Origin of the sequence: Novosphingobium sp., assembly GCF_965228995.1 — a bacterium.
Classification (GTDB): domain Bacteria; phylum Pseudomonadota; class Alphaproteobacteria; order Sphingomonadales; family Sphingomonadaceae; genus Novosphingobium.
Genome location: NZ_OZ245852.1, coordinates 218,019 through 240,657, shown reverse-complemented (window position 1 = coordinate 240,657; position 22,639 = coordinate 218,019). Strand labels below are relative to the sequence as shown.

Sequence of the window (22,639 nt, the reverse complement as noted above, 5' to 3'; positions counted from 1 at the left end):
GGTTGTGGCGTAGCATCCTGCACGACAATCACTTAAACGGAGTGAAGCGCATGCGTTCCCTGCTTCTGATCATGACCGGAGCTGCAGCATGTGTCCTCCCGGGACCGGCCCAGCCTCAGGCAGTGCAATTCAGGGCGCCGATCAAGATCATACTTGTCGGCGACTCCACCACGGCGGTCCAAACCGGTTGGGGCGGAGCCTTTTGTGGTCAGCATGTGACGCAGTACGTGTCGTGCGTCGACATGGGACGCGGCGGCCGAAGCACGAAGACCTACCGCAACGAAGGGCACTGGGCGCTGGCCCTCAACGAAGCGGGCACTAATGGCTATGCCGCGCGCTATGTGCTCATCGAGATGGGCCACAACGACAAATCGACCAACCCTGCCATCGGCACCGACCTGCAGGCTGAATTCCCGGCCAATCTCGTCCAGATGATCCGTGAGGTGCGGGATCGCGGGGCCATCCCGGTGCTGGTGACGCCGCTTGCCCGGCGCTATTTTGCGAACGGCAAGCTCTCGGATTCATTGACGCCTTGGGCCGACGCTGTGCGCCAGGTGGCAAGCCAGACCAACAGCCCGGTGATCGATCTCAACTCCAAAAGCGCACAGCTCTTTGCGCAAATGGGGCCGGTGAAGAGTCTGGAATTCGAGAACCGTGCGCCGACCGCTGCCGAAAGGGCGGCCGCCGCGAAGGGAACAACTCTGCCCGCGCGGGTTGGTGACAGCAAGGCGGGCAACCAGGCGGATTATATCCATCTTAACGAAGCGGGCGCTGGGCAAGTTTCATCGCTGGTCGCGAAGCTCCTTGGTGAGCGGGTGCCAGCCCTCCAAAGCTATGTTTTCCCATGACCGCCATGCGCATCGGCTTGCCCAAAGTGAGGGCGGTGCTCACGACTGTCACGGGCCTTGCGGTCGGGATTTCAGGCGCGGGATGCTCGTTGCCGCAGGTCCACGCTGAGACCGTCTACGTATCGCCTACGGGAAGCGACACCAATGATGGGTCTAAGCCCCAGAGCGGTCAGGGCGGGGCCGGGCCGGTTCGCACGGTGGCGCGAGCGCAGGCTTTGGCAGAAGCAGAACAAGCGAACCCTGCAGCGCGTCCCGTTGCCATAGAGCTTGCCGGCGGGACCTATCGGTTGGACCGGCCGCTGGTGCTGCGCAGCGCGGATTCGGGCACCCCTGATGCGCCTCTGCGCATCTATGGTGCCCCCGGCGCCCGGGTTGCAGTCAGTGGCGGCGTACCTATCGGCGGATGGCATCCGGGACGCGGCGGCGAGCTTGCCGCGACGATCAATCTTGCCGCCTTCGGAGGCACGTGCCCGAGCCAGTTGTTCGTGAACGGCGTGCGCCGGTATCGTCCGCGCTTTCCCAAGAGCGGAACCTTGACAGTCGCGAAGGGCGATATCACCGATCAGCGCGGACCTGGCGAACCGCTGCAGCTTGCCGCCGCGTCCGGCGCTTTGCCCGGTGACTTCAAGGTTTCGCCCGAGACCGAAGTCGTTGTAATTGACGCGTGGACAGCTGCCCGCCTGCGGGTGGCCGGCTATTCGAATACGACAGGAAGGCTCACCGTCACCGGAGACTACCGCGGGCGCAAGGGCCGGCAGACCTTCGAGCCCGGCTTGCCGTATTACATTGAAAACCAGCCGGTTGCGCAGCTCGACCCCGGTGAATGGCAATGTTCGTCCGCCACGTCCGAAGTGCGCTATCGCCCGGCACCGGGGGAGAGCGCTGGGACATTGGCGGTCGTTGCACCCGTGCTGACCAATCTCCTGATCCTGCAAGGCACTCCGGCCGAGCCGGTACATGACGTCGCAATCGAGAACATTGAGTTCGAGCATGCGGCTTGGGAATTCCCAGTCAATGGGTGGTCGGCCATGCAGTCCGAGATCGGGCTCCCCGCTGCCGTCAGGGCTGAAAACTGCCGGTCCATTGTTTTTCACTCGATCGGCATCGCGCGCTCGGGCGCGCAAGGGATCGCGATCGGCAAAAACTGCGCGGACGTCGAACTTGCTGACAGCCAGCTCACGGATCTGGGCGGCGGCGGCGTTCTCATCGGATCGCCGCAACGCAAACCGCAGCCTGGATCGGACTGGGAGGGTGGCGCGACTTCCCGGACCCCGACAACAGACATTCGCATCCTGCGCAATACGCTGCGTTCGCTTGGGCGCATCCATCTGGCGGGCACGGGTATCTGGGTGGGACAGGCCGACCACGTCGCCATCGTCGGCAATCGCATTTCGGATCTCTACTACACCGGTATCTCGGTGGGCTGGGTATGGAGCGACGAGCTCAGCCCGATCCACGACAACCTGATCGCGGACAACCGGATCGAGAATTTCGGCCAGGGTGTGCTTTCTGACATGGGCGGGATCTACACGTTGGGGCGGCAGTTCGGGACGGTCGTCCGCGGGAACCAGATCGCTAACGGGACAGCACGGACCTATGGCGGCTGGGGACTCTACGCCGATCAGGGCAGCACCGGCATTGCCTTTATCAACAACGCTGTCGGCAAGACTTCAGCGGAGCCGATGTTCGTGCACCAAGCCGGCAACCTGCGGATTGTGGGCAATCACCGGATTGGCGATACGTCAGACGCCCTTGTTTGCCCCGCGACCCCTCCTGCCTCGACAGGCGGCGCACCGGGCGTGACATATAGTTGCAACTTCCGCAGCTCAGCGTCCCAAATCAAACCACCAAAATGAACTTTTTCAAAAACCCATCGCAAACCTGCGATTCGAGCTTGCCTTGCTCCGAGCCATCAACCAAGTAGTGCAAGTTCTTGAGGTGGGCTGTGGAAATCATGAACGAATCCGGTTCGGTAAAGTCGCGGTTAAGATCGCGAGAAATACTTTCACGCTTTATCACAGAATTTACTCGTGGTTATGCTGCGTTTGATGGTGAATTTGCAGTCGAGAAGCGCGGCCATATGAGCAGGTACTCCGCTGCATGACGCGGATTGCGCTGGTCAGCCTCAACTACGCCCCCGAAGAGATCGGGATCGGTCCCTACTCGACCGGTCTGGCCGAAGGGCTCGTCGCCCGAGGGTCTGCGGTCGAGGCCATAAGCGGCCATGCATACTATCCGAGGTGGAAGGTGTTCCCGCAGTTCGCCGGCAAGGGTTGGCTGCAGACAAGCGAGAACGGCGTGCAGGTTTGGCGCTGTCCGCATTATGTGCCGGCGCAGCCGAGCGGATTGAAGCGCACCTTGCACTTGCTCAGCTTCGGTCTCGCGGCTTTTCGCCCCGCTCTGCGCGCCGCATTTCGCAGTCGCGGTGAGCGCCCGGACCTCGTGATCTGCGTCGTCCCGGCCTTGTTCAGCGTTCCAAGCGCGTGGCTGCTCGCCCGTCTTTCCGGCGCGAGGCTGTGGATCCATGTGCAGGATTTCGAGATCGAGGCTGCTTTCGCGACCGGTCTCCTGAAGGATGGCGTGCTTGGTCGGTTCGCGCGCTGGGTCGAGAAGCGCCTGCTGCGATCAGCGGACGTTGTTTCCTCGATCAGTCCGCAGATGTGCAGGCGCCTGGGGGCGCTGGGCTGCGATCCTGACCGCGTTGTCGAATTGCGCAACTGGGCCAACGCGCCGGGGCGTGATCCCGACGCCGGCGCCTACTATCGCCAGCTCTGGGGCCTCGAAGGCAAAAAGGTTGCCCTCTACTCGGGTAATATCGCCAACAAGCAGGGGATAGAGATCATCGTCGATGTCGCGCGGCACCTCGCCGGGCGGGACGACATTGTCTTTGTGGTCTGTGGTGAGGGCCCCAACCGAGCGAATCTCGAGCAGCGCGCGAAGGGGCTGACGAACATCAGGTTCAACGATCTGCAGCCGGCCGAGCGGCTCGGGCAATTGCTGGGCCTCGCCTCTGTCCATCTGCTGCCCCAGTTGCAGGGGGCAGCCGACCTCGTTCTGCCGTCGAAGCTTGCCAACATGCTGGCCTCGGCTCGCCCGGTGGTGGCAACTGCGGAGCAGGGGACTGCACTTTACGACGAAGTCGATGGCTGCGGCATCAATACGCCTCCCGGCGATTCCGTGGCCATGGCGGCGGCCATCGAGAAGCTGCTGGATGACAGCGTGCTCTATGCACAAAGCTGTGAGACCGCAGTGGCGCGCAGTGTTTCGCGCTGGTCCTACGGTGGCGTGATGGACCAGCTGGAGTATCAACTCAGCCAGCGCTTGCTTGGGCCCACGCCATGATGCAATCCTGCAATCCTTGGCGGCCGCGGGCCGGTTTTAAAGTCTTCGATGCGAACCTCTCACATCGAAGGTGCGGAGTGGAATTAGTCCACATTCAAGGAATGCCGCCGTGGCAACGGGAGGCCAAGTGAGCGTATTGGAAGCCGCCAAAAGCAAGCCTCTTGAGGGAGGTGCCAGCTTTTCGCTGGCCAACCGCCTGACAAGGGTTGTCTGGGGACTGGCTTGGCTGCTTCTCGCCCGTTGGACACCCCCACCATTTCATCGCTGGCGGGGCCTTGTTCTGCGCATGTTTGGGGCGCGTGTTGATCCAACAGCGCGTATCCACGCGAGTGTCTCCGTCTGGCTGCCTGCCAACCTTTCAGTTGGGGCTAACGCGTTAGTAGGGCCAGGCGCACGGCTGTACAATCAGGGAAAAATCTCGATTGCTGAGCGGGCAGTGATTTCGCAGGGCGCTTACTTGTGTGCCAGCTCGCATGACGTAAATGATCCGGATTTCCAGCTTTTGCTGCGGCCTATCGTGATCGGGCGGCAATGTTGGGTTGCCGCAGATGCCTTTGTCGGCCCCGGCGTTACCATGCACGACCATGCAGTGCTCGCCGCAAGGGGAGCTTTGTTTACCGATGCGGCCCAGGACGGAATCTACCGCGGCAACCCTGCAGTGTGGATCAAAGACCGTAAATTGCGCCGATGAGCATCGCTATCCTATACGTTTCCGCGACCGTATCATCAAAACGGCGAAGCAGGAGCTACTGGCTGTTACCTCGTGAAGCGTTGCTTCGGCCTCACCGCATCGAGGCTTGCCCGAAGCAACGCCGGGCAGCGGAGGCGGGAATTGGGCTTTGCATTGCTGCCATTGGTGGCTAAGGTTTTTCGCAGTTGCACAAAAATTGCAGTTGGGGCCAGATATGACTGATAACGCTGGAAAAGTTGCACTTATTACTGGGGTCACCGGCCAGGATGGTGCCTATCTGGTGCGATTGCTGCTTGAAAAGGGTTACGTCGTCCACGGCATGAAGCGGCGCTCCTCGTCGTTCAATACCGGGCGCATCGAGGACATCTATGAGGATCCTCATGTCGAGCATCAGCGCTTCCATCTGCATTACGGCGACCTGACCGATTCCACGAACCTCATCCGCATCGTGCAGGAGGTTCAGCCGGACGAAATCTACAACCTTGCTGCGCAAAGCCACGTCCAGGTCTCGTTCGAGACGCCGGAGTATACGGCCAATGCCGATGCGATCGGCACCTTGCGGCTGCTCGAGGCGATCCGCATCCTGAAGCTGGAGCGCAAGACCCGGTTCTATCAGGCCTCGACTTCCGAACTCTACGGTCTGGTTCAGGAAGTGCCGCAGCGGGAGACGACGCCGTTCTATCCGCGCTCGCCCTACGGTGTTGCGAAACTCTATGGCTACTGGATCGTGGTGAACTACCGCGAAGCTTATGGCATCCACGCCTCGAACGGCATTCTGTTCAACCACGAAAGCCCGCTGCGCGGCGAAACCTTCGTGACGCGCAAGATCACGCGCGCAGCAGCCGCGATCGCTCTCGGGCGTCAGGAGCGGCTCTATCTCGGCAACCTCGATGCCAAGCGCGATTGGGGCCATGCGCGGGAATACGTTCGCGGCATGTGGATGATGATGCAGCAGGACGAGCCCGACGATTACGTGCTCGCAACCGGTGAAACCACCGAGGTGCGTGAATTCGTGCGGTGGGCATTCGAGGATGCCGGTATCCAGCTGGACTTTGAAGGCACCGGCGTTGAAGAGCGCGGAATCTGCCGCAAGACCGGCAAGGTGCTGGTCGAAATCGATCCTCGCTATTTCCGGCCGACCGAAGTTGATCTCCTGATCGGCGATCCGGCCAAGGCGCGGCAGAAACTCGGTTGGTCGCATGAAACTTCGGCGCGCGAGCTCGCCCGCGAGATGGTCCTCGCCGACCTCGAAGTGATGCGTGACGCGCCGATCAGCAAGGGCGCCTGATCGGATACCGAGCTGGCTGGAGATGTGATCCCGTGACCCTCAAATCCTACGCCCTCGCAGGCAAGCGCGTCTATGTTGCCGGTCATAAGGGTATGGTCGGCTCTGCCATCGTGCGCCGCCTGGCGCAGGAGAACTGCGAGATCCTGACGGCTGACCGATCGGTCGATCTGCGCGAGCAATCGGCGGTGCGCACCTGGATCGCAGACAATCGGCCCGATGTAGTGGTAGTCGCGGCGGCGAAAGTGGGCGGCATCCTGGCCAACGACAGGTACCCGGCGCAATTCCTCTACGATAACCTGATGATCGAGGCGAACCTCATCGAAGCTTCCTACCGCGCCAGCACGGAGAAGCTTCTGTTCCTCGGTTCGTCGTGCATCTATCCCAAGTTCGCTGAACAGCCGATCCGGGAAGATGCCTTGCTGACCGGCCCTCTCGAGCCCACGAACGAATGGTACGCGATTGCGAAGATCGCCGGGATCAAGCTGTGTCAGGCCTATCGCAAGGAATATGGCGCCGACTTCATCTCGGCCATGCCCACCAATCTCTACGGACCCGGCGACAACTACGATCTGAATTCCAGCCACGTCCTGCCCGCGCTGATCCGCAAGGCGCATGAGGCGCACAAGGCGGGGCTTGCCAGTATCGAGATCTGGGGCACCGGCAGTCCGCGGCGCGAGTTCCTTCATGCAGATGATCTGGCCGATGGCTGCGTCTTCCTGCTGAAGAACTATTCCGGCGATGAGCACGTCAATCTCGGCTCGGGGACGGACATCACGATCGCAGAGCTTGCCGCGCTGGTCTGCGAGATCGTGGGCTTCACCGGCACGATTACGCACGACACATCCAAGCCAGATGGCACGCCGCGCAAGCTTATGAGCGGCGAGAAAATCGCGGCGATGGGCTGGTCGCCGCGATTGTCCCTGCGCGAAGGCATCGCCGATGCCTACCGCGCATTTCTTGAGGGCCAGATCAAGGAAGGCAGCGCCTGAGCGCTGACTGCCATCCGGCCATATCGGCGCCGCGCACTCATCCGACGTGGTAGGCGAACCGATAGGTGGTGCTCGCTGCCAGCGCGGTTCCGGCCCGAATGCGCCAAGTCGTCGTGGTAACGTCGGCCGGATCGACAAACACGCCTGATCCGCCAGCATTGGCAGTGGCAGGCCCGATCACCGGGGTGAGCGGGGCGGTGCCCCAGGCATTGCCGAAGGTAATCGTCGCGAGAATCCCGGTCGCTGGAGCGGTCCCTATAACAACGGTGATCACGCCTTGCTGGTCATTGCCCGTGATCGATACCGTTGGCGCCGTGCCTGCAGCGGCACCAGCAGCAACGGTCGGTATGGCCAGCGCGGAAAGCGTGACATGTCCGTCCACCACGAGCGTTCCGGGCGGGCTGCTGGCGGATGGCGTATAACCTGCAGTCGCGCCTCCTCCATCGTAGAAGAACGGCGAAGTCAGGCCGGTTGCGGCAGAGGTCGTGGTGTTGCCCTTGAGCAGGTCATAAGTCACCGCTCCATCGACCGGCATCCCTGTGACGAGGTTCCGCGCTGAACCTGCGAGTGACGCCGGACCATTCGCGATCGTCGTCGCCGGACTGGGCGGCGATCGATTGCCATCCTTGTCCACCGCCACCCAATAGTAGGTGTAGGTTGTCGTCCCTGTCCCACCTCGCGTGATGGTCGGCGCGTTCGGCGTGCCCAGGGCGCGGATGCGCTGGGCGCCGTATGGTGAGACCTGATCGATACCGGCCCGGCCTGCTATGAGGACAGGAACGTTGTTCTTGTCCTGATAGCAAAGGCGGCCGGTATTGGTGTCGCGGGAGAAGTGCCCCACATCCATCTTGCCCTGGCCCGGGGTCGTGTCAGGATAGAGCCCGGTCAGATAGGCGTAGTTCGTCACCCCGTTGACGAAGGTGCGTGTGCCAAGGTCATTGATGGCATAGAGGCTGCTCGCATTCGGGGTGACGTTGACATAAGTGTCGCTGACGTTCGAGTTAATCAGAATTTGGTTGGTCAGGTAGCCTCGGCGATTGCCAGTGAAGGTATTGCTGTTGGTCAGGCCGAACGTTCCGGACGTGTTGCTGAACACGACCGCCGCCTTTCCGGCAGTCGTATCGATAACGACATTCTCGATCCGGTTGTAGCGATTGAGGCCCGTCTGTCCCGGAGGGGTGTCAATCAGAACCGCGCGGTTCGTGTTGACGGTTTCGACGCCGGTATGCGATTCGAAATAGATGTTCCGGCAGACGTGCTGCCCGGTGTCGCCGGTTGAGCCGTTCACCACGCTGTTGGTGATCAGCACAGTGCCATAAGCACCGGTCTTGCTGCTCCCGTCGATCGTGTTGGAGGACGTGGAATTGCAGCCAACCGCGACCTGATCCACGGTGAAACGTGCGCAGCCGTCCAGCACGACGCCGGTGTCCCAGCAGTTGACGAACAGGGCATTGCGGATCGAGCACTCGGTCCACGAACCGGCAGTGCCGGCCCGAAAGCGCACCCCATATTGGGTGAAGCACGAATTGGTGCCGCTGCTGCTGATGTGGTCGATGCGGTTGATATGGATGTTTTCGCCGAACGGCGTCTGGTTGTTGCAGGCGTCCAGCAGGCCTGAGAATACGTCCAGCGCAGCGATGTCTTCCATGCGCCAGAAGCGCCACGAATCGAGGAAAACGCACCACTGCAGCTGCGAATTCCCATCGAAGCGCAAGTTGCGGATGCCGCCGCCCTGCCCGCGGTTCCCTGCTTCCGACCAGGTGAAGAAACGGGCGTGCTGCGATCCCGCCGGCAGTCCGGAAAGGTCCACGCGCAGCACAGTCGCACGACCTTCGCCTTCGATAGTCACGTTTTCATACGGCACGGAGATGGTGCTCAAACCTGAAGTGCCCGCGGCGAACTTGAAGCGGTAATACCCGGCCGGGATGAACAGGACACCGCCACCGTTCGGATTGAAGGCACCGGTGCCGATGAAATCGACCGCGTTTTGCAGGGCTCTGGTGTTGTCGGTATTGAGCGGGCTCACACCGAACCACGCCGCGTTGATGGGGCCGTTGAAGACGCGCTTCCAGCGGCCAGCGCCGCCTCCGGCCGGTGCGAGCACGGTTCCGGTGTTGTCCAGCGAGGTGCTGTCGGCCGCATCCCACCGCCAGGTGCCGCCCCCTTTGGTATCGAGCGCATTTGTCGCGCCTTCCGTGCTGACGATGTCGCCATCCTTGAAGGGTGCGGTCGAAGCGCTCCGCAGTGCCGAAATCGTGGCATATCCCTTCAGAGATGCGGGAACATCTTCGACTGTACCGCCGCCGGAGACGCCGATCATCGACGCCCCCTTGCCCGACAGATTGGAAGCGATGTCACTGCAGAAACGCTGTCCCTGAAGCGCCAGGGTGCGCGCAAAGTTGTCGATTGGCATGGTTCAGTTCCCCGCGCGGATGATCAGGGTGGAGCCAGAACCCTGGCGGGCGCGCAGGAAGGCGCTGCCGGGCAGCCGGTACCGGCCGGCAGCGGTTGCCTGTGCCAGCAAAGCCCCGTTCCTGTCCCACAGGCTGCAATCGTTGAAATTGATCCCGTCGAAGCTGTCCTGAAAGATATAGGCCGTCGAGGGTGTGCCGATGAGCTGCACTTCGACATCCGGGTAAAGGCGTGCATTGAATGCCGTGGTCGGTACCCAGGCAGTGGGGATCACGGCGGGCAACGCAGTGACTTCCGCGAAAGTGTCATCGCCCATGTCGACGAGACGTTTCTGGCGATTGCCAATGGTCGTGTAAGTATAGTCAGGCATCGGAGGCTCCTGTCGGAACGGGGCGTGACAGTGCGCGGATGGATCGGCGCGCAGCGGCAGGAGAGGCGCGGTGCGACGGCCTCGACCTGCTCTGTTCATGAAATGTTCCAACAAGTCAATTTAAAAACCATATAGGTTATTCAGCGAGCTGCTTCTGGCCGCATTGAGTGGGAAGTATGGCGGGCCAGAGGAAGGGGTGGTCCGATGTCTGAGATCAAAGATGCATAATGAAATCATTATCATAGACAGATTTCGCCGCACGCAGCACGCCGAGTGCATCGAAGTGGTGGGTTGGAAAGTGCGGCGAATCGCTATGTCACGCCTGCTGCTGTCCCATTTGAGCTTCCAGCACAAAAAACCGCAACGGCAAAACCAAGAACGGGCTGGCAGACAGTTCCATGAGGAAACGTCAACGGACAAAGCTACGCGCTTGCTGCCTGCCGCAGAGCGCTGCAGTGCCACTCCTGCAGGCCGTTCAGGCGCCTGCAGGTATATTCTGGGCGCCCTGACTAGCGCATCCGCCTAGTGCGCTTCGGCGTTCCCGGCAGCAACTAGGCTCACGTCATCGATGTGAATCGGCGCATGAGGCGCAAGCCAGAATATGAGTTGGTGGCCCCGGCACTCGTTGTCGATGACGAAGTCCTGCCTCCACTCATCTGGCTTGCCGGCAACTGCGCGGCCGGTCATCGCCCGGGAGAAATCAGGCCTGCAGGTGAGCGACACCTGGAGAGCATTGGCCTGCGCGGTCGCCGTATCGGGTGTCCGCCACGAGAGCGTGTAGCGACCAGGCTTGAGGACGACGAACTGCCACAGGATCGGAACAGTCGTCGTCCCGGTAACTTCGAGCGAGAGGCTGCGCCTGCCACCCGTATCCTGCGAGATCGAAATCTCGGTGTCGCTGCGGTTGGACAATTGCCAGTCGAATGCCGTTGTCGCCTTGAGTATGTCCATATGCTCAAAGCCGCCGTCGTAGACCAGGGAAGCCGAGCTTTCGCAGTTCAACTGCCAGACGGACTGTGCCTCATCGAGCTGGTCGAGATCGATCAGCCTTTGCGAGATCTTCTCGGAATCGGCGCAAGACCACACCCCCTTGCCCGTGAGCCGCATCAGATCGACCCGTTGCAACACTTGATCGACCGGCAAGTCCCAGACGTCGCTGACCAGAGGATTCGCCCAGGTTGGCGCCAGCTTGAGCCGTTCAGCCAGAGCTTGGCGTCCTTGGGGAGTTTCGGCTACTGCGGCGATGAGGCGGTCGCGGTCTTCATACAAAGGCGACTGCCGAAGAATGGCATCAAGCCGCTCCGCGCCGACTTTGTAGTCCCCGCCCTGCAGGGCCTGATCCAGCCAGTAGATTTGGGTCATCGTGTCCCGCCAGCCCAGCTGCCCGGAAACCTCGAACGTTCGGTGCGCCTGCGGCAATTGCTGCGCATAAAGCTGCGAGCGGCCAAGAATCGAAACGGCTTGTGCCGACAGCGGATCCGAAAGAACCGAGCGGCGAGCGTAGGGTATTGCGCTGGCCGGGCCAGTTCTCACAAACGCAAGCAAGGCCTGTGCGCGCGCCGCGCCGCTGTCGTAGGGCCACCCGACGTAGCTCGGGGAATTGGGAAAATCCCTCGCTTGCCTGTCTGAGCCGCTGAGCAGTGCTGCAATGGCCAGTCCGATGAGACCGACCACTGCCGCTATCCTGCCAATGCGGTCGAGAGCCCCCGAGACCCGCGCGCCCGGCATGGGTTAGCCAGCCGAGTTGCTGGAGTACTGATAGTAGTTGTAACCGTAGTACTCGGAGTAGCGATTGCCCTTTTCGGTCGGATCGAACTTCGTCAGCACGCCGCCAAGGATGTTCGAGCGCATGTTCCGCAGGCGCCGCAACGATGCCTTGAGCGATCCGCGGCGACCGCGGTCCGACTGGATGACGATGATGACGCTGTCCACGAGAGCGGCGAGCACCGGTGCGTCGGCAAGGCCGAGGACAGGAGGGCTGTCGATCAGTACCAGATCAAACCGCTGCGAAAGCTCGTCGATCAGCTGATGCATGCCAATCGAGCTAAGCAATTCGGTGGGGCTCGGCGGAATGGGGCCCGAGGTGATGACAGAGAGGTTGTCGACGTCCGTCGAACGGAGCGCTTCATCAATCGAGCACTGCGAGGTCAGGATGCTGGAAACGCCCTTGCTATTGTCGCCGTTCAGTGCGGCAATCGAGCGGTGCAGGGCGGGGCGCCGCAAGTTGACGTCCAGCAGGACCACGCGGCGGCCAAGTCGTGCAATACCCGCAGCGATCGCAAAGCTGGTGGTGGACTTGCCTTCCGACGGCTGCGAACTGGTGATCAGCATGGTCTTCGGCAGACCCGCCGGGGTCGAGTAGAGCAGGGCGCTTCGCAGCGAGTTGTAGCCTTCGCTGATCGGCGACTTCGGATCGACCATCGCCGTATCGAGGTCAAGATCCTGCACGAGCGGGATGACCCCCAGCAGCGGCATCTGGAGCTTGCCCTCGATATCCTCAGGCACCTTCACCGTATCGTCGAGCTGCGTGCGGAGATAGACGAACGCGGCCGAAATGGTGAGGCCTGCAAGCAATGCCAGGAGCAGATTGCGGAACAGGTTGGGCGAAGTGGGGCGGATCGGCGGCACAGCGGTATCAATGATCGCGATATTGCTCACGCTGATACCGGCGGCCGCGTTGAGTTCCTTGTAGCGCTGCAGCAGGCCTTCGTAGACTGTCCGGTTGGTATCGGCCTCGCGCTCGAGGATGCGATACCGCACCAGCCGGTCCTGCTCTTCCAGCGACGAACTCTTGAGCCGCACGACTTCAGACTTGAGGCTATCCTCAAGCTGTTTGGCGGCGTCGTACTGCTGCTTCACCGAAAGACTGATGCTGTGCGCAAGTGACTTGATCTGCGCGTCGATCACGCCGACCTGAGCCTTCAGCTGCAGGACAGCGGGGTAGTCCTCAAGGTGATTGGAACGCTGCTTTTCCAGTTCGGCAACAATGCGTGCGCGATCGGAATAGAGAGAGGTGATCGCCTGGTTCGCCAGCACGTCAGGCGAGTTGAGCGGCGAAGATTCCGAAATCAGGCGCCAGCGACCTTCTGCAACGATGCGGGCCGCTTCGGCCTGGTTGGCCGCCGTGTTGATCTCGAGGAGGCTGGTCGTCGTGACCGAATTTCCCGGCCGGCTGCCGCCAGAGTCATCGGGTGAATTATCGCGATCGCGGATAATTCCCGCTTCTCGGGCATAGGCATTGAGCTCGCGCTCCGATTGCTCGAGCTTGGCGCGTGCTTCGTAGAGCTGCCCTGAAATGAAGTCCCGGGCATAGGCCGAGCTGTCGAACCGGCGCTGCAGATTGGTCTGAATGAACTCGGTCGCGAACGCATTGGCGATCTTGGCGGCAAGTTCGGGCTGGGTGCTGTTGAAGCTGACGGTCGCGAGACGCGTCTTGCGGGGCAGATCCACGCCGCGCGCCGCGTCGATGGCACTGATCGTGAGATCCTCGAGCTTCTCCTTCGAAAGGTCGCCGCTCGGCTGCCGCATGCCCATCGCGTCATAGAACTTCGGGTTGCCGATCAGCCGCAGCTTCTGGGCAACGCGTTCGGCCAGCGCGCGGCTCTTCAGGATATCAACCTGCGTCTGGAGGAAGCGCTCGGTGTCCGAGGCTGCCACGACAGGGTCCTGCATCGTGTCGTTCTGCTTGCCGAGAACCTGCGCCGACTGATCGTTGATCTGGATGGTGGTTTCTGCGGTGTAACGCGGCGTCTGCAGCATGGTCGTCACAGTGGCAATCACGAGCGAAACCGCGACGATGATGCTTATGACAACCAGGTTGGCCCGAATGATCGCAATGATCTCGCGGATGTCGAACGAAAGCTCGCCGTCCACATAAGGGTTTGTATCGCCGTAGCTGCCATAGCCTGCAACAGGCGCGACCTGTTCGGGCACTGGAACCTTGTCGGCGTGGCCGGGAGACTGGGAGATCTGCTGCACAATACCGCCGTAGTTAGAAGCGAGTGAAAACGTTGAACAAAGGCGCCGCGGTCAGGACATCGCGGTAGATCGACTTCGCCTGCGAGAAGCCGACGACCACAACGTCGCCGCCAAGAATCTGGGGATCGGGATCACGACCCGCACGGATGCGCCCCAGATCGAAGCGAGCCGCCATTCGCTGATTGTTGATCGTGCGAAAGATGATCACTTCGTTGAGCTTGGCGATCCGCGTCGGGCTCTGTGCAAGCGCAATGGCGCCCAGCAGCGTCGTCTGACCATCGACCGGGTAGGACCCGGCCTTCGAAACCTGACCTTCGACGGTCACGACCTGCCCGGTCTGCTCGATCACGTTGAGCGTGACTTGCGGATTACGAAGATAGCGAGCGCCGAGCTTCGCTGCGATCAAGGTCGAAGCTTGCGCAGGGGTCTGCTTTGCGACCTCGACCGCGCCGACCAAGGGAACCTGAATGAACCCGGCGTCATCGACCGGGAGCTTGTCGAGCGTTAGTTCCGGTTCGCCGAACACGGCGAGGGAAACCACGTCTCCGGGTGAAATCAGGTACTGATCAGGAACGGATGCCTTGTCGATCGGCGGCATGAGTGCGTACGCCGCATCCCGAACCGGCAAGTCACCATAAAGCTGATTGGAGCACCCAGCGAGTGCCGTGCTGACAATAAACAGGACAGGGGCCGCGATTTTCTTCACTTTTTAAAATGCCCTCCAAAGCGGTTACCTGCCCTGACAATCGAACGATGCCAGCTTCTTTGGCTTAGCGCAACATCGGATCGCGCACCGGAAATCATGCACATCATACCTTGTTCTGTTGCGGTGCGGCAGGCTCCAGAAGGAACGCTACCGCAACTGCGGTAAGAATGGCCAACGACATGCTGCGCATGGGATAGTCGACGCAAGCGTGGAGTCCCTCGACCAGAAGAACGCCGCAGCCGAAGATGACCTGCGCGCGCCGCGCAGGGGCCGTCCCGGATCGGCTCGCTGAAATCAGGGCGCGCAGCGCAAGCCAGCCGACTACGAGGAGGATGAGGCCGAGGACGGCGAGGCCGGGAAGGCCGGCTTCAAGCGTCCACTCAAGCCAATCATTGTGCGCGCGCACAGGGCGCGTCGTGTCGACCACATCAAGCCGCTCTGCTGCTTCCAGCATTGGCACAATGGTACCGATGCCGCTGCCAAACGGCCAGACCCTGCCGATCGCGTACCAGGTGTCGGTCCAGAGGTCCCAGCGAGCTTCCGTCTTGATCGAGAACCGGTCAACGACCTTCTGGACCGCTTGCAACTGGGCGAGCAGCGCTGCCGCAAGGCCCAGGCCCACGATACCGCCTCCGACCCATCGCAGGGTGTGCGTGCCCTGGCGCAATATTGGCCAGAACATCGCTGCGAGCACCACCAGCGTCGGCAGCAGGATCGCAATGCCGGTGCGCGATCCGGTCATGAACACGCCAACGACCAGGACCAGCAGCGCAATGCCGACGATCGACCAGGTGAGAACGTGGTGCCGCCCATCTCTCAGGCGAATGGTGCCCAGCACGCCGACCGCCAGCAGCGCAATCAGCAGAACGTCCACTTCTGCATTGCGGTTTGCCTGAAAGCCGACAAGGAACCCTTCGCTGTATTCGCTATAGAGCGACCACGTCCAACCGCCGGTCTGCGAAAGTTGCAGCACACCGAGTATCAGCGAGAGGACAGCGCCCACGACGATCGCGCCGGTCACCCAGTTGCGACCGCGCAGAGACAGCCTGGACACCGCCAGCAATACCAGCACCGGGGACGCCATCGCCAGAAGCGACGCGAACGTCCGGGCAGGCGCCATGGTAAGGGGCATCCACATGTGATCGGCATCGGCCGCCGCCAGCGCCTGCACCTCAAGCGAGCGGCCCGGCAGGCTCTGCCAGATCGACGGCGGAAGCGGGATGAGCTGGATGATCGGGATAAACATGATCAGCACGGCAAGCAGCCATGCGCCCCGATCAACAGGACCAATGCCAACCTGCCACTTCGCCGAAATAACCAGGGGAATGATCAGCGCCACCACGAGCACCTGCAGGACCATCTCGGCCTGCGGATTTACCGTTCCGCCCCCGCCCAGCACGATGGCGAGCAGGACCATGAGCATGCACAGAATAGTTCCGGGCAGTGGGCGCTTGCTGAGTGCCGCCAGGCTGGTTGACGCCCGGTCCGAATGCGACCGTTTGCCGGATTGACGTCTGCCGCCCATCGCTGTGCTGGTCTGCGCCGCCGGCATGTCAGTACTTCCCCCGCAGTCGGCACAGGGTTGGCGCCATTCCAGCGCAACCCTGAAAGCCGGATCGTGTGGCCATCTTCTCTAACGGCACGCCGCAAGAGTTCCAGTCACCGCAGACGGCGCGTACAAAAAGAGCCCGCAAGCGAACGTTGCGAGCTCTTTAAGATAACCGTTCAAAAGAGATGCGATCAGCCGCCGGTGCTGTCGCTCTTGGTGGCTTCGTAGATCCCGAAGCCGGCAGCGCCGGCAGCGAGAAGGCCGAGACCAATGTCTTCACCGGAAACTTCGCGCGATTCACGCTTCGACGGCGAGGTCGTGCGAAGGATCTTGATCTTCTTGACCGAAACAACGCCCGGGGTTGCCGCAGCAGCGCGGACGGGTTCGGCGTTTGCGGCCGTGCTAGCGAGAACTACGCCAAGCGTAGCGGCACCAGCCATAGCGATCTTGAACATGCTCATCGTCCCACACTCCATAACTTACGGAAAACTGCTTAGTGCTCTTTGGCGATTCGTTCAACCCGAATGTTGCGCCGCGCGCTAACGAATGCTGCATTAGCGAAGGGCAAAAAATCATGCAAGTTGAAATACATCAACGTTATTCATCCCATACGTTCGCATTTGCATTCGGTTCGGCGCTGTATGGAAACGCTTCACCTTAGAAAGCCCGGTCGTGAACCAGAACGGTTACAGTGGCGAAAATGATCCGGATATCGCGGATAGCAGTCCAGCCATCGAGATACTCCAGATCCGCCTGCAAACGGCTGGTCAGGTCCGCCTCCGAGTCGGTCGCACCGCGTAGACCGCGAATCTGCGCAAGACCGGTGAGGCCGGGCTTGAGCGAATGGCGCAGCAGATAGCGGGGATCAACTTCCCAAAAGCGCCGCTGTCCGGCCAGGGACCCGATGGCATGCGGGCGCGGCCCGACAATGCTCATGTCTCCGCGCAGTACGTTAAGCAGCTGCGGCAATTCGTCGATGCTGGTCTTGCGGATGAACCGCCCGATACGGGTGATCCGGTCATCGTCCTTGCTCGCCGAGCGCGCGCCCATCGCATCGAGCTTCTCGGCACGCATCGAACGGAACTTGTAAATCCAGAACAGACGGTTGTTCCGGCCCTGGCGCTGCTGGAGGAAGAACACGGGGCCGCGGTCCTCAAGCCAGATCATCAGTGCGACGATCAGCAGCAGCGGCGCGAGCAGAACTGTCGCACTTCCAGCGATCAAAAGATCCATCGCGCGCTTGACCGCTCTCGCTCTCAGGCCGAGCGGCCCCACGGAGACGACAAGGGATCCGAACCCGTGCCCGCGATTGGCGCCCAGAACGCCGAGCTCCTGCACTTCAGGGTCAACGATTTCGCCGCTGATATTGGAGCCCTTGAACACGAGGGCCCAATCCTTGCGTCGATCCGGCGGGCAGGTCACGATGACCCGATCCATATTCGTCATGAACATGCCCAGCCGATCGAGCATGTGCGGATCACTGCGATCTGGGCGCAGGCGGTGTTCGCGCGAATCGATGTGCCAGGCGTGCGGGATCCGCACTGGGCTTCCGCCGTCGTCGATTACCAGGACATTCTGCGCAGTCGCGCCGCAGCCGGAGCGGATGATCGGCTGGACGACCGCCCTGGCCCAAGCCATGCCGCCAGCGATGATGAACAGGCTTGCGACCGTGGATACGCGGGAGAACTGTTCGCTCGATTTCGTGAAGAACGCGACGAAAATCATGAGCACAACCGCGATTGCCATCGCCATCATCGAGCGGGATTGACTGAACCGCAATGAAGTCAACGCATGGATCGAATAGGTCCGCGTCATCAGCGCCGCACCCCAGTAGAGCGGCACGTAAAGGTTGATTTGCTGAAGCGTTTGCGGGTCGTACGCGTGCCCCATGTAAAGCAGGCTGACCAGCAGTGAGGCGCCAACGATGACAAGGCCATCGGTCAACATCAGAAGCGCGTAAGCCTGAAGCCGGCGCTTCTCGAGCGAGGGCGCCAAGGGCAGCTTGAGCTGGCGCTTCACGCCAGATGGCCCGTCGCCCCCGTTTCCGGTGAGCGCCGTGACAGAGTCTCTGTCTCGCTGCAACGTCGTCATCGCTAATGCACCTTCTTGAACCGCTAGAAATCAGCGCTCCGGTTGTGCGACCCGGACGACAAAAGTTCTTATGCGCAATTTCCTCGATATCGGGGGGAATGCTGCGGTGCAATACGTACAAGGTTGCGCGGGAAAAACAAGCGAGTCGATGAAGTGATGGAAACAGCCGGTCCGAATTGGGCGGCGTCTCGTCGGAAATCAACGCGCCGCCGCACGCGCGATTTCTGCAAGTCCTTGAGAAAGAAGGAGCTCCCCATTGCGACTGTCTGCTAGCAGTTGCCGATGCAGAGTCATGAGGCGTTCGACGAGTCGCCCCAGTTTGCGCCCACGCCACCGACGGAGTTGCTGGGCAATATCAGGTTTGTCCCGAAAGAAGACGCGTCGCGCTGCCATTTCCTGCTCAAGAAATGCGTTAATATCGCTTCTCCCGCGCATGCGGCCTGCGAGCTGCGCAAGTTGCGCAGCGCGTCGCTCGAACGCCAGCAAGAGCCCGACAGCGTTGAGTTCAAGTTCATGCATTCGCGCCAATTCGGAGGGAAGTCTTGCAGTGTCGCCCGCCAGTACGGCGTTCACTAGCGGCATGAAGCTATCGTCCTCGCTAACCGCCGCGATCGCATCAAGTGCGGCCGCATCCGCTCGGCGCGGCGACTCGGGGCTCGCATCGAGATAGAGCGCCAGCTTCTCGATCTCGCTGCGCGCCATTCGGGTATCGAGCGCCGCGCCGCGGGCGATCCGCTCTGCCAGTTCATCCGTCAGGTGCAGGCCGATCGGATCGGCCATTTCGCGCACTGCGAGCGTGACGGACCGGATGTCCGGCGGATGGAACATGGTGACGAGAGCGTCGGAGCGATAGGCCAGCAATTTGGCGATCCGGGATTTGTCCGTGGCGGAACTGGCAATGATGAAGACCGGCCAGCCTACGACCGGACTGGCCAGCAGCGTTTCGACCGCGTCGTAGGCCTCGTCTCCCGCACAGCGGACGTGGATCTGGCGTTTGTCGCCGAACAAGGAAACCGACCGAGCTTCGTCTGCGAGCCGCACCGGATCCTTGCGCAAATCGGCCCCCGCCAATTCGACGCGCTCGTACTGCCCCTGCCGAGCGGCAATATGGGCGGAGAGGCGCGCTGCGGCATCCGCGGCTCCAGCTTCATCAGGACCGCAGAAATAGAACACTGAAGCGTCGGCCGCGGCGCGCGCCATCTGAGCTGCAAAATTCTTCTGGGTCGCCTTCACGGCGCGATCAGCCCGCCCTGCGCAGTTTTGTGGCGACGCGGGTCACGATCTGGTCGGCGACCTCATGGCTGAGATTCTCGAGGGCGGTCTGTTCCGCCGCGATCACCGCGTATTCGCTCGAGACGATGTCGATGCCCGCGTCAGCGCCTGCGGTTGCATCCAGCACGATCTCGCCGCTCGACAGGTCAACAAGCTGATAGCGCGCCCGCAATGTCCGCCGCTCGCGGGTGACTGCGTCGTTGGATAGCAGGCCGAGGCCCTGAAGCTGCTCATCAAGGCGCACGTCGAGCCGATAGCGCGGCGCGCTTTGCGCACCGGCCCTGAGGCGATCGACAAGAGCTGCGCGAACCAGCCATCCGGCCTTGCCCTCGATGGACGACACGTCGACGCCCGAGAGCGCCCGCGCCACGGGGCCGCTACCGCCGCCGGCATACATAGGCTGTAATCCGCAGCCTGCCAGCAGTGCCAGGGGAGCCAGCGCGACAAGAAGGGCTTTACGCGACAAGATTCACCAGCCGATCGGGCACAACGATCACCTTCTTCACTTCCGCCCCGTCCAGCGCACGCTGCACCTTGTCCGAGGCGAGAGCAAGTCGTTCGAGTTCTTCCCGCGGCGTTCCCTTGGCCACTGTCAGCGTATCGCGCAGCTTGCCCTTGACCTGCACCGCGACCGTCACTTCATCATCGACCAGCAGCGCCGGATCGACTTCGGGCCAGGCTGCATCAGCCACCAGCCCCTCACCGAACGCGGCGTAGGCCTCCTCGGCGAGGTGCGGCATCATCGGTGCGACCAGCAACAGCAGCGAGCGGATCGCGGCCGTACGGTCGGCCGAGGGCCCGGCTTTCTCGGTCGCACCGGTCAGTTCGTAGATGCGGGCAACGGCCTTGTTGAAGCCGAGCGCCTCGATGTCCAGCGCCACGGCATGCACGGTCTGGTGCGTCTTGCGCCGAAGCGCGAGGTCTTCGCCCACCGCTGTCGCATCCGCAGCGCCGAACAGCCGCCACAGCCTCTGGACAAAGCGCCAGCAGCCTTCGATCCCGGCCTCGGACCACGGCAGATCGCGTTCGGGCGGGCTGTCGGACAGCATGAACCAGCGGATCGCATCGGCCCCGTATTTGGCAACGATCTCGTCGGGGTCGACAACGTTCTTCTTGGACTTCGACATCTTGATGACGCGGCCGATCTCGACCGGCGCGCCATCGGCCCTGAGCGTCGCGCCATCCGCGGTACGCTCGACTTCGCCGGGCGAGAAGAACACCGGCTGGCCATTCTCCGGGTTGCGCCGTTCGTAGGTCTCGTGTGTCACCATGCCCTGTGTAAACAGGCTGGCGAAGGGCTCCTTCACTTCGAGCTTGCCGATCCGCGCCAGGGCGCGGGTCCAGAAGCGGGCATAAAGCAAGTGCAGGATCGCATGCTCAATCCCGCCGATATACTGCTCCACCGGCAGCCACTTGCGGATCGTCTCGGCATCGAACGGTGCATCGCCCGGCTGGCTCGCAAAGCGCAGGAAGTACCACGAGGAATCGACGAAAGTGTCGAGCGTGTCGGTCTCGCGCCGCGCGGCGTGGCCGCACTGGGGGCAATCGACATGCTTCCATGTCGGATGCCGGTCGAGCGGATTGCCGGGAACGTCGAAAGTCACGTCTTCGGGCAGCACGACCGGCAGGTGCTTCTTGGGCACCGGCACCACGCCGCAGATTTCGCAGTGGATGAACGGGATCGGCGTACCCCAATAGCGCTGGCGCGAGACGCCCCAATCGCGCAGGCGCCACACGGTCTTGCCTTCGCCCCAGCCTTCCGCTTCGGCGCGGGCGATCACGGCGGCCTTGGCGGCGGTCACGTCCAGGCCGTCGAGGAACCGGGAATTCACCAGCTTGCCTGGGCCGGTATAGGCCTCGTTACCTTCGAAAACGGAATCGGTCCTGTCGCCATCAGCGACGACGCGCGTGACCGGCAGGCCATACTTGCGGGCGAAGTCGATATCGCGCTGATCGTGCGCGGGGCAGCCGAACACTGCTCCCGTGCCGTAGTCCATCAGCACGAAGTTCGCGATATAGACCGGCAGGCTCCAGCTTTCATCTAGCGGATGCAGCACCTTGAGGCCGGTGTCGAAGCCCAGCTTCTCTGCCGTTTCAAGCTCTGCGGCCGTGGTGCCGCCCTGCTTGCACTTCGCGATGAACGCTTCTGCCTCGGGCGAATCCTTGGCAATCGCCTGCGCGATCGGGTGATCTGCAGCGATGGCGACGAAGCTTGCACCGAACAGCGTATCGGGCCGGGTTGAATAGACCTCGATGTCATCCTGCAGCGGAGCGACTGACTTGAAGCGGAACTGCAGGCCTTGCGACTTGCCGATCCAGTTCTCCTGCATCGTGCGTACTTTTTCCGGCCACTTGTCGAGGGCGGACAAGCCCTCCAACAGTTCGTCGGCGAACTCGGTGATCTTGAGGAACCACTGGCTCAGCTTGCGCTTCTCGACCAGCGCGCCGGAGCGCCAGCCGCGTCCGTCGATCACTTGCTCGTTGGCGAGCACGGTCATGTCGACCGGATCCCAGTTCACGGTCGATTCCTTGCGAGTAACAAGGCCCGCCGCATAAAGATCGAGGAACAGCGCCTGTTCGTGGCCGTAGTATTCAGGCTCACACGTTGCCAGCTCACGGCTCCAGTCGAGCGCGAAGCCGAGGCGCTTCAATTGGGCCTTCATGTTGGCGATGTTGGCCCGGGTCCAGCCGCCGGGGTGGACGCCCTTTTCCATCGCGGCGTTCTCGGCCGGCATGCCGAAGGCGTCCCAGCCCATCGGATGCAGCACCTCGAAGCCGCGCATGCGCTTGTAGCGCGCCAGCACGTCGCCCATCGTGTAGTTGCGCACGTGGCCGATATGGATGCGCCCCGAAGGATAGGGGAACATCTCCAGCACATAGCTGCGCGGCTTGGGCGAAGCGTCGTCAGCCCGGAAGGTCTGGCGCTCGTCCCACGCGTGCTGCCAGCGCAGATCGGCGGTGGCAGGATCGAAGCGGACGGGTTCTGGTCGGTCGGCAGTCATGCCGCCCCCTCTAGGGAGCGGTGCGAAACCGCGCAACTGTCAGGCGAGGGTGAACCCGCCCGGAATGCAGCCTTTGACCTTGGGAGTCAGCCTTTGACCCC

General features: G+C 62.0%; 17 protein-coding genes. 6 read left to right on the top strand and 11 right to left on the bottom strand.

Annotated elements, in window-relative coordinates:
• Window positions 1-50: 50 nt before the first annotated feature.
• The 6 genes from ACO056_RS01080 to fcl all read left to right on the top strand — a co-directional run bounded on the left by ACO056_RS01080 (window position 51) and on the right by fcl (window position 7,158).
• Window positions 51-848: a rhamnogalacturonan acetylesterase gene (locus ACO056_RS01080; RefSeq protein WP_421850543.1), complete on the top strand. Its 798-nt coding sequence runs from the start codon at window positions 51-53 to the stop codon at window positions 846-848.
• Window positions 845-2,704, top strand: a complete 1,860-nt coding sequence (locus tag ACO056_RS01075) for a hypothetical protein (protein WP_421850541.1) — start codon at window positions 845-847, stop codon at window positions 2,702-2,704. The genes ACO056_RS01080 and ACO056_RS01075 overlap by 4 nt, the downstream gene beginning before the upstream one ends.
• A 244-nt stretch (window positions 2,705-2,948) precedes the next feature.
• Complete coding sequence (locus ACO056_RS01070) at window positions 2,949-4,190, top strand: WcaI family glycosyltransferase (protein ID WP_421850538.1); 1,242 nt, start codon at window positions 2,949-2,951, stop codon at window positions 4,188-4,190.
• 127 nt (window positions 4,191-4,317) lie between these two features.
• Entirely contained in the window at window positions 4,318-4,881 is a 564-nt protein-coding gene (locus tag ACO056_RS01065) for a putative colanic acid biosynthesis acetyltransferase (RefSeq protein ID WP_421850535.1), read from the top strand.
• 214 nt (window positions 4,882-5,095) lie between these two features.
• Window positions 5,096-6,169 (top strand): GDP-mannose 4,6-dehydratase, encoded by a 1,074-nt coding sequence (gene gmd / locus ACO056_RS01060; RefSeq protein ID WP_421850532.1) that lies wholly within the window; start codon window positions 5,096-5,098, stop codon window positions 6,167-6,169.
• 32 nt (window positions 6,170-6,201) lie between these two features.
• Window positions 6,202-7,158, top strand: coding sequence for a GDP-L-fucose synthase (fcl, locus tag ACO056_RS01055; protein WP_421850529.1), 957 nt, complete (start codon window positions 6,202-6,204; stop codon window positions 7,156-7,158).
• A gap of 37 nt (window positions 7,159-7,195) precedes the next feature.
• On the opposite strand, the gene ACO056_RS01050 is transcribed toward fcl, so the two are convergent.
• The 11 genes from ACO056_RS01050 to leuS all read right to left on the bottom strand — a co-directional run bounded on the left by ACO056_RS01050 (window position 7,196) and on the right by leuS (window position 22,538).
• Entirely contained in the window at window positions 7,196-9,571 is a 2,376-nt protein-coding gene (locus ACO056_RS01050) for a hypothetical protein (protein ID WP_421850526.1), read from the bottom strand.
• Window positions 9,572-9,574: 3 nt separating this feature from the next.
• Window positions 9,575-9,940 carry a hypothetical protein gene (locus tag ACO056_RS01045; RefSeq protein ID WP_421850523.1) on the bottom strand — a complete coding sequence of 122 codons (366 nt, stop codon included), beginning with the start codon at window positions 9,938-9,940 and terminating at the stop codon, window positions 9,575-9,577.
• A 522-nt stretch (window positions 9,941-10,462) separates the two neighbouring features.
• Window positions 10,463-11,614, bottom strand: coding sequence for a hypothetical protein (locus ACO056_RS01040; protein WP_421850520.1), 1,152 nt, complete (start codon window positions 11,612-11,614; stop codon window positions 10,463-10,465).
• 57 nt (window positions 11,615-11,671) lie between these two features.
• Window positions 11,672-13,918: a GumC family protein gene (locus ACO056_RS01035; protein ID WP_421850517.1), complete on the bottom strand. Its 2,247-nt coding sequence runs from the start codon at window positions 13,916-13,918 to the stop codon at window positions 11,672-11,674.
• 13 nt (window positions 13,919-13,931) lie between these two features.
• Window positions 13,932-14,516: a polysaccharide biosynthesis/export family protein gene (locus ACO056_RS01030; RefSeq protein ID WP_421850514.1), complete on the bottom strand. Its 585-nt coding sequence runs from the start codon at window positions 14,514-14,516 to the stop codon at window positions 13,932-13,934.
• A 211-nt stretch (window positions 14,517-14,727) separates the two neighbouring features.
• On the bottom strand, window positions 14,728-16,176 hold the full coding sequence (locus tag ACO056_RS01025) for an O-antigen ligase family protein (RefSeq protein ID WP_421850511.1): 1,449 nt from the start codon (window positions 16,174-16,176) through the stop codon (window positions 14,728-14,730).
• Window positions 16,177-16,364: 188 nt separating this feature from the next.
• A complete protein-coding gene (locus ACO056_RS01020) occupies window positions 16,365-16,628 on the bottom strand; it encodes a hypothetical protein (RefSeq protein ID WP_421850507.1) in 264 nt (87 codons plus the stop codon).
• 202 nt (window positions 16,629-16,830) lie between these two features.
• Entirely contained in the window at window positions 16,831-18,192 is a 1,362-nt protein-coding gene (locus ACO056_RS01015; RefSeq protein ID WP_421850504.1) for a sugar transferase, read from the bottom strand.
• A gap of 270 nt (window positions 18,193-18,462) precedes the next feature.
• Window positions 18,463-19,497, bottom strand: coding sequence for a DNA polymerase III subunit delta (holA, locus tag ACO056_RS01010; protein WP_421850500.1), 1,035 nt, complete (start codon window positions 19,495-19,497; stop codon window positions 18,463-18,465).
• 7 nt (window positions 19,498-19,504) lie between these two features.
• On the bottom strand, window positions 19,505-20,005 hold the full coding sequence (gene lptE / locus ACO056_RS01005) for an LPS assembly lipoprotein LptE (RefSeq protein ID WP_421855240.1): 501 nt from the start codon (window positions 20,003-20,005) through the stop codon (window positions 19,505-19,507).
• Window positions 19,992-22,538 carry a leucine--tRNA ligase gene (gene leuS / locus ACO056_RS01000; protein WP_421850497.1) on the bottom strand — a complete coding sequence of 849 codons (2,547 nt, stop codon included), beginning with the start codon at window positions 22,536-22,538 and terminating at the stop codon, window positions 19,992-19,994. Before leuS ends, lptE begins: the two co-directional genes overlap by 14 nt.
• Between the last annotated feature and the right edge of the window lie 101 nt (window positions 22,539-22,639).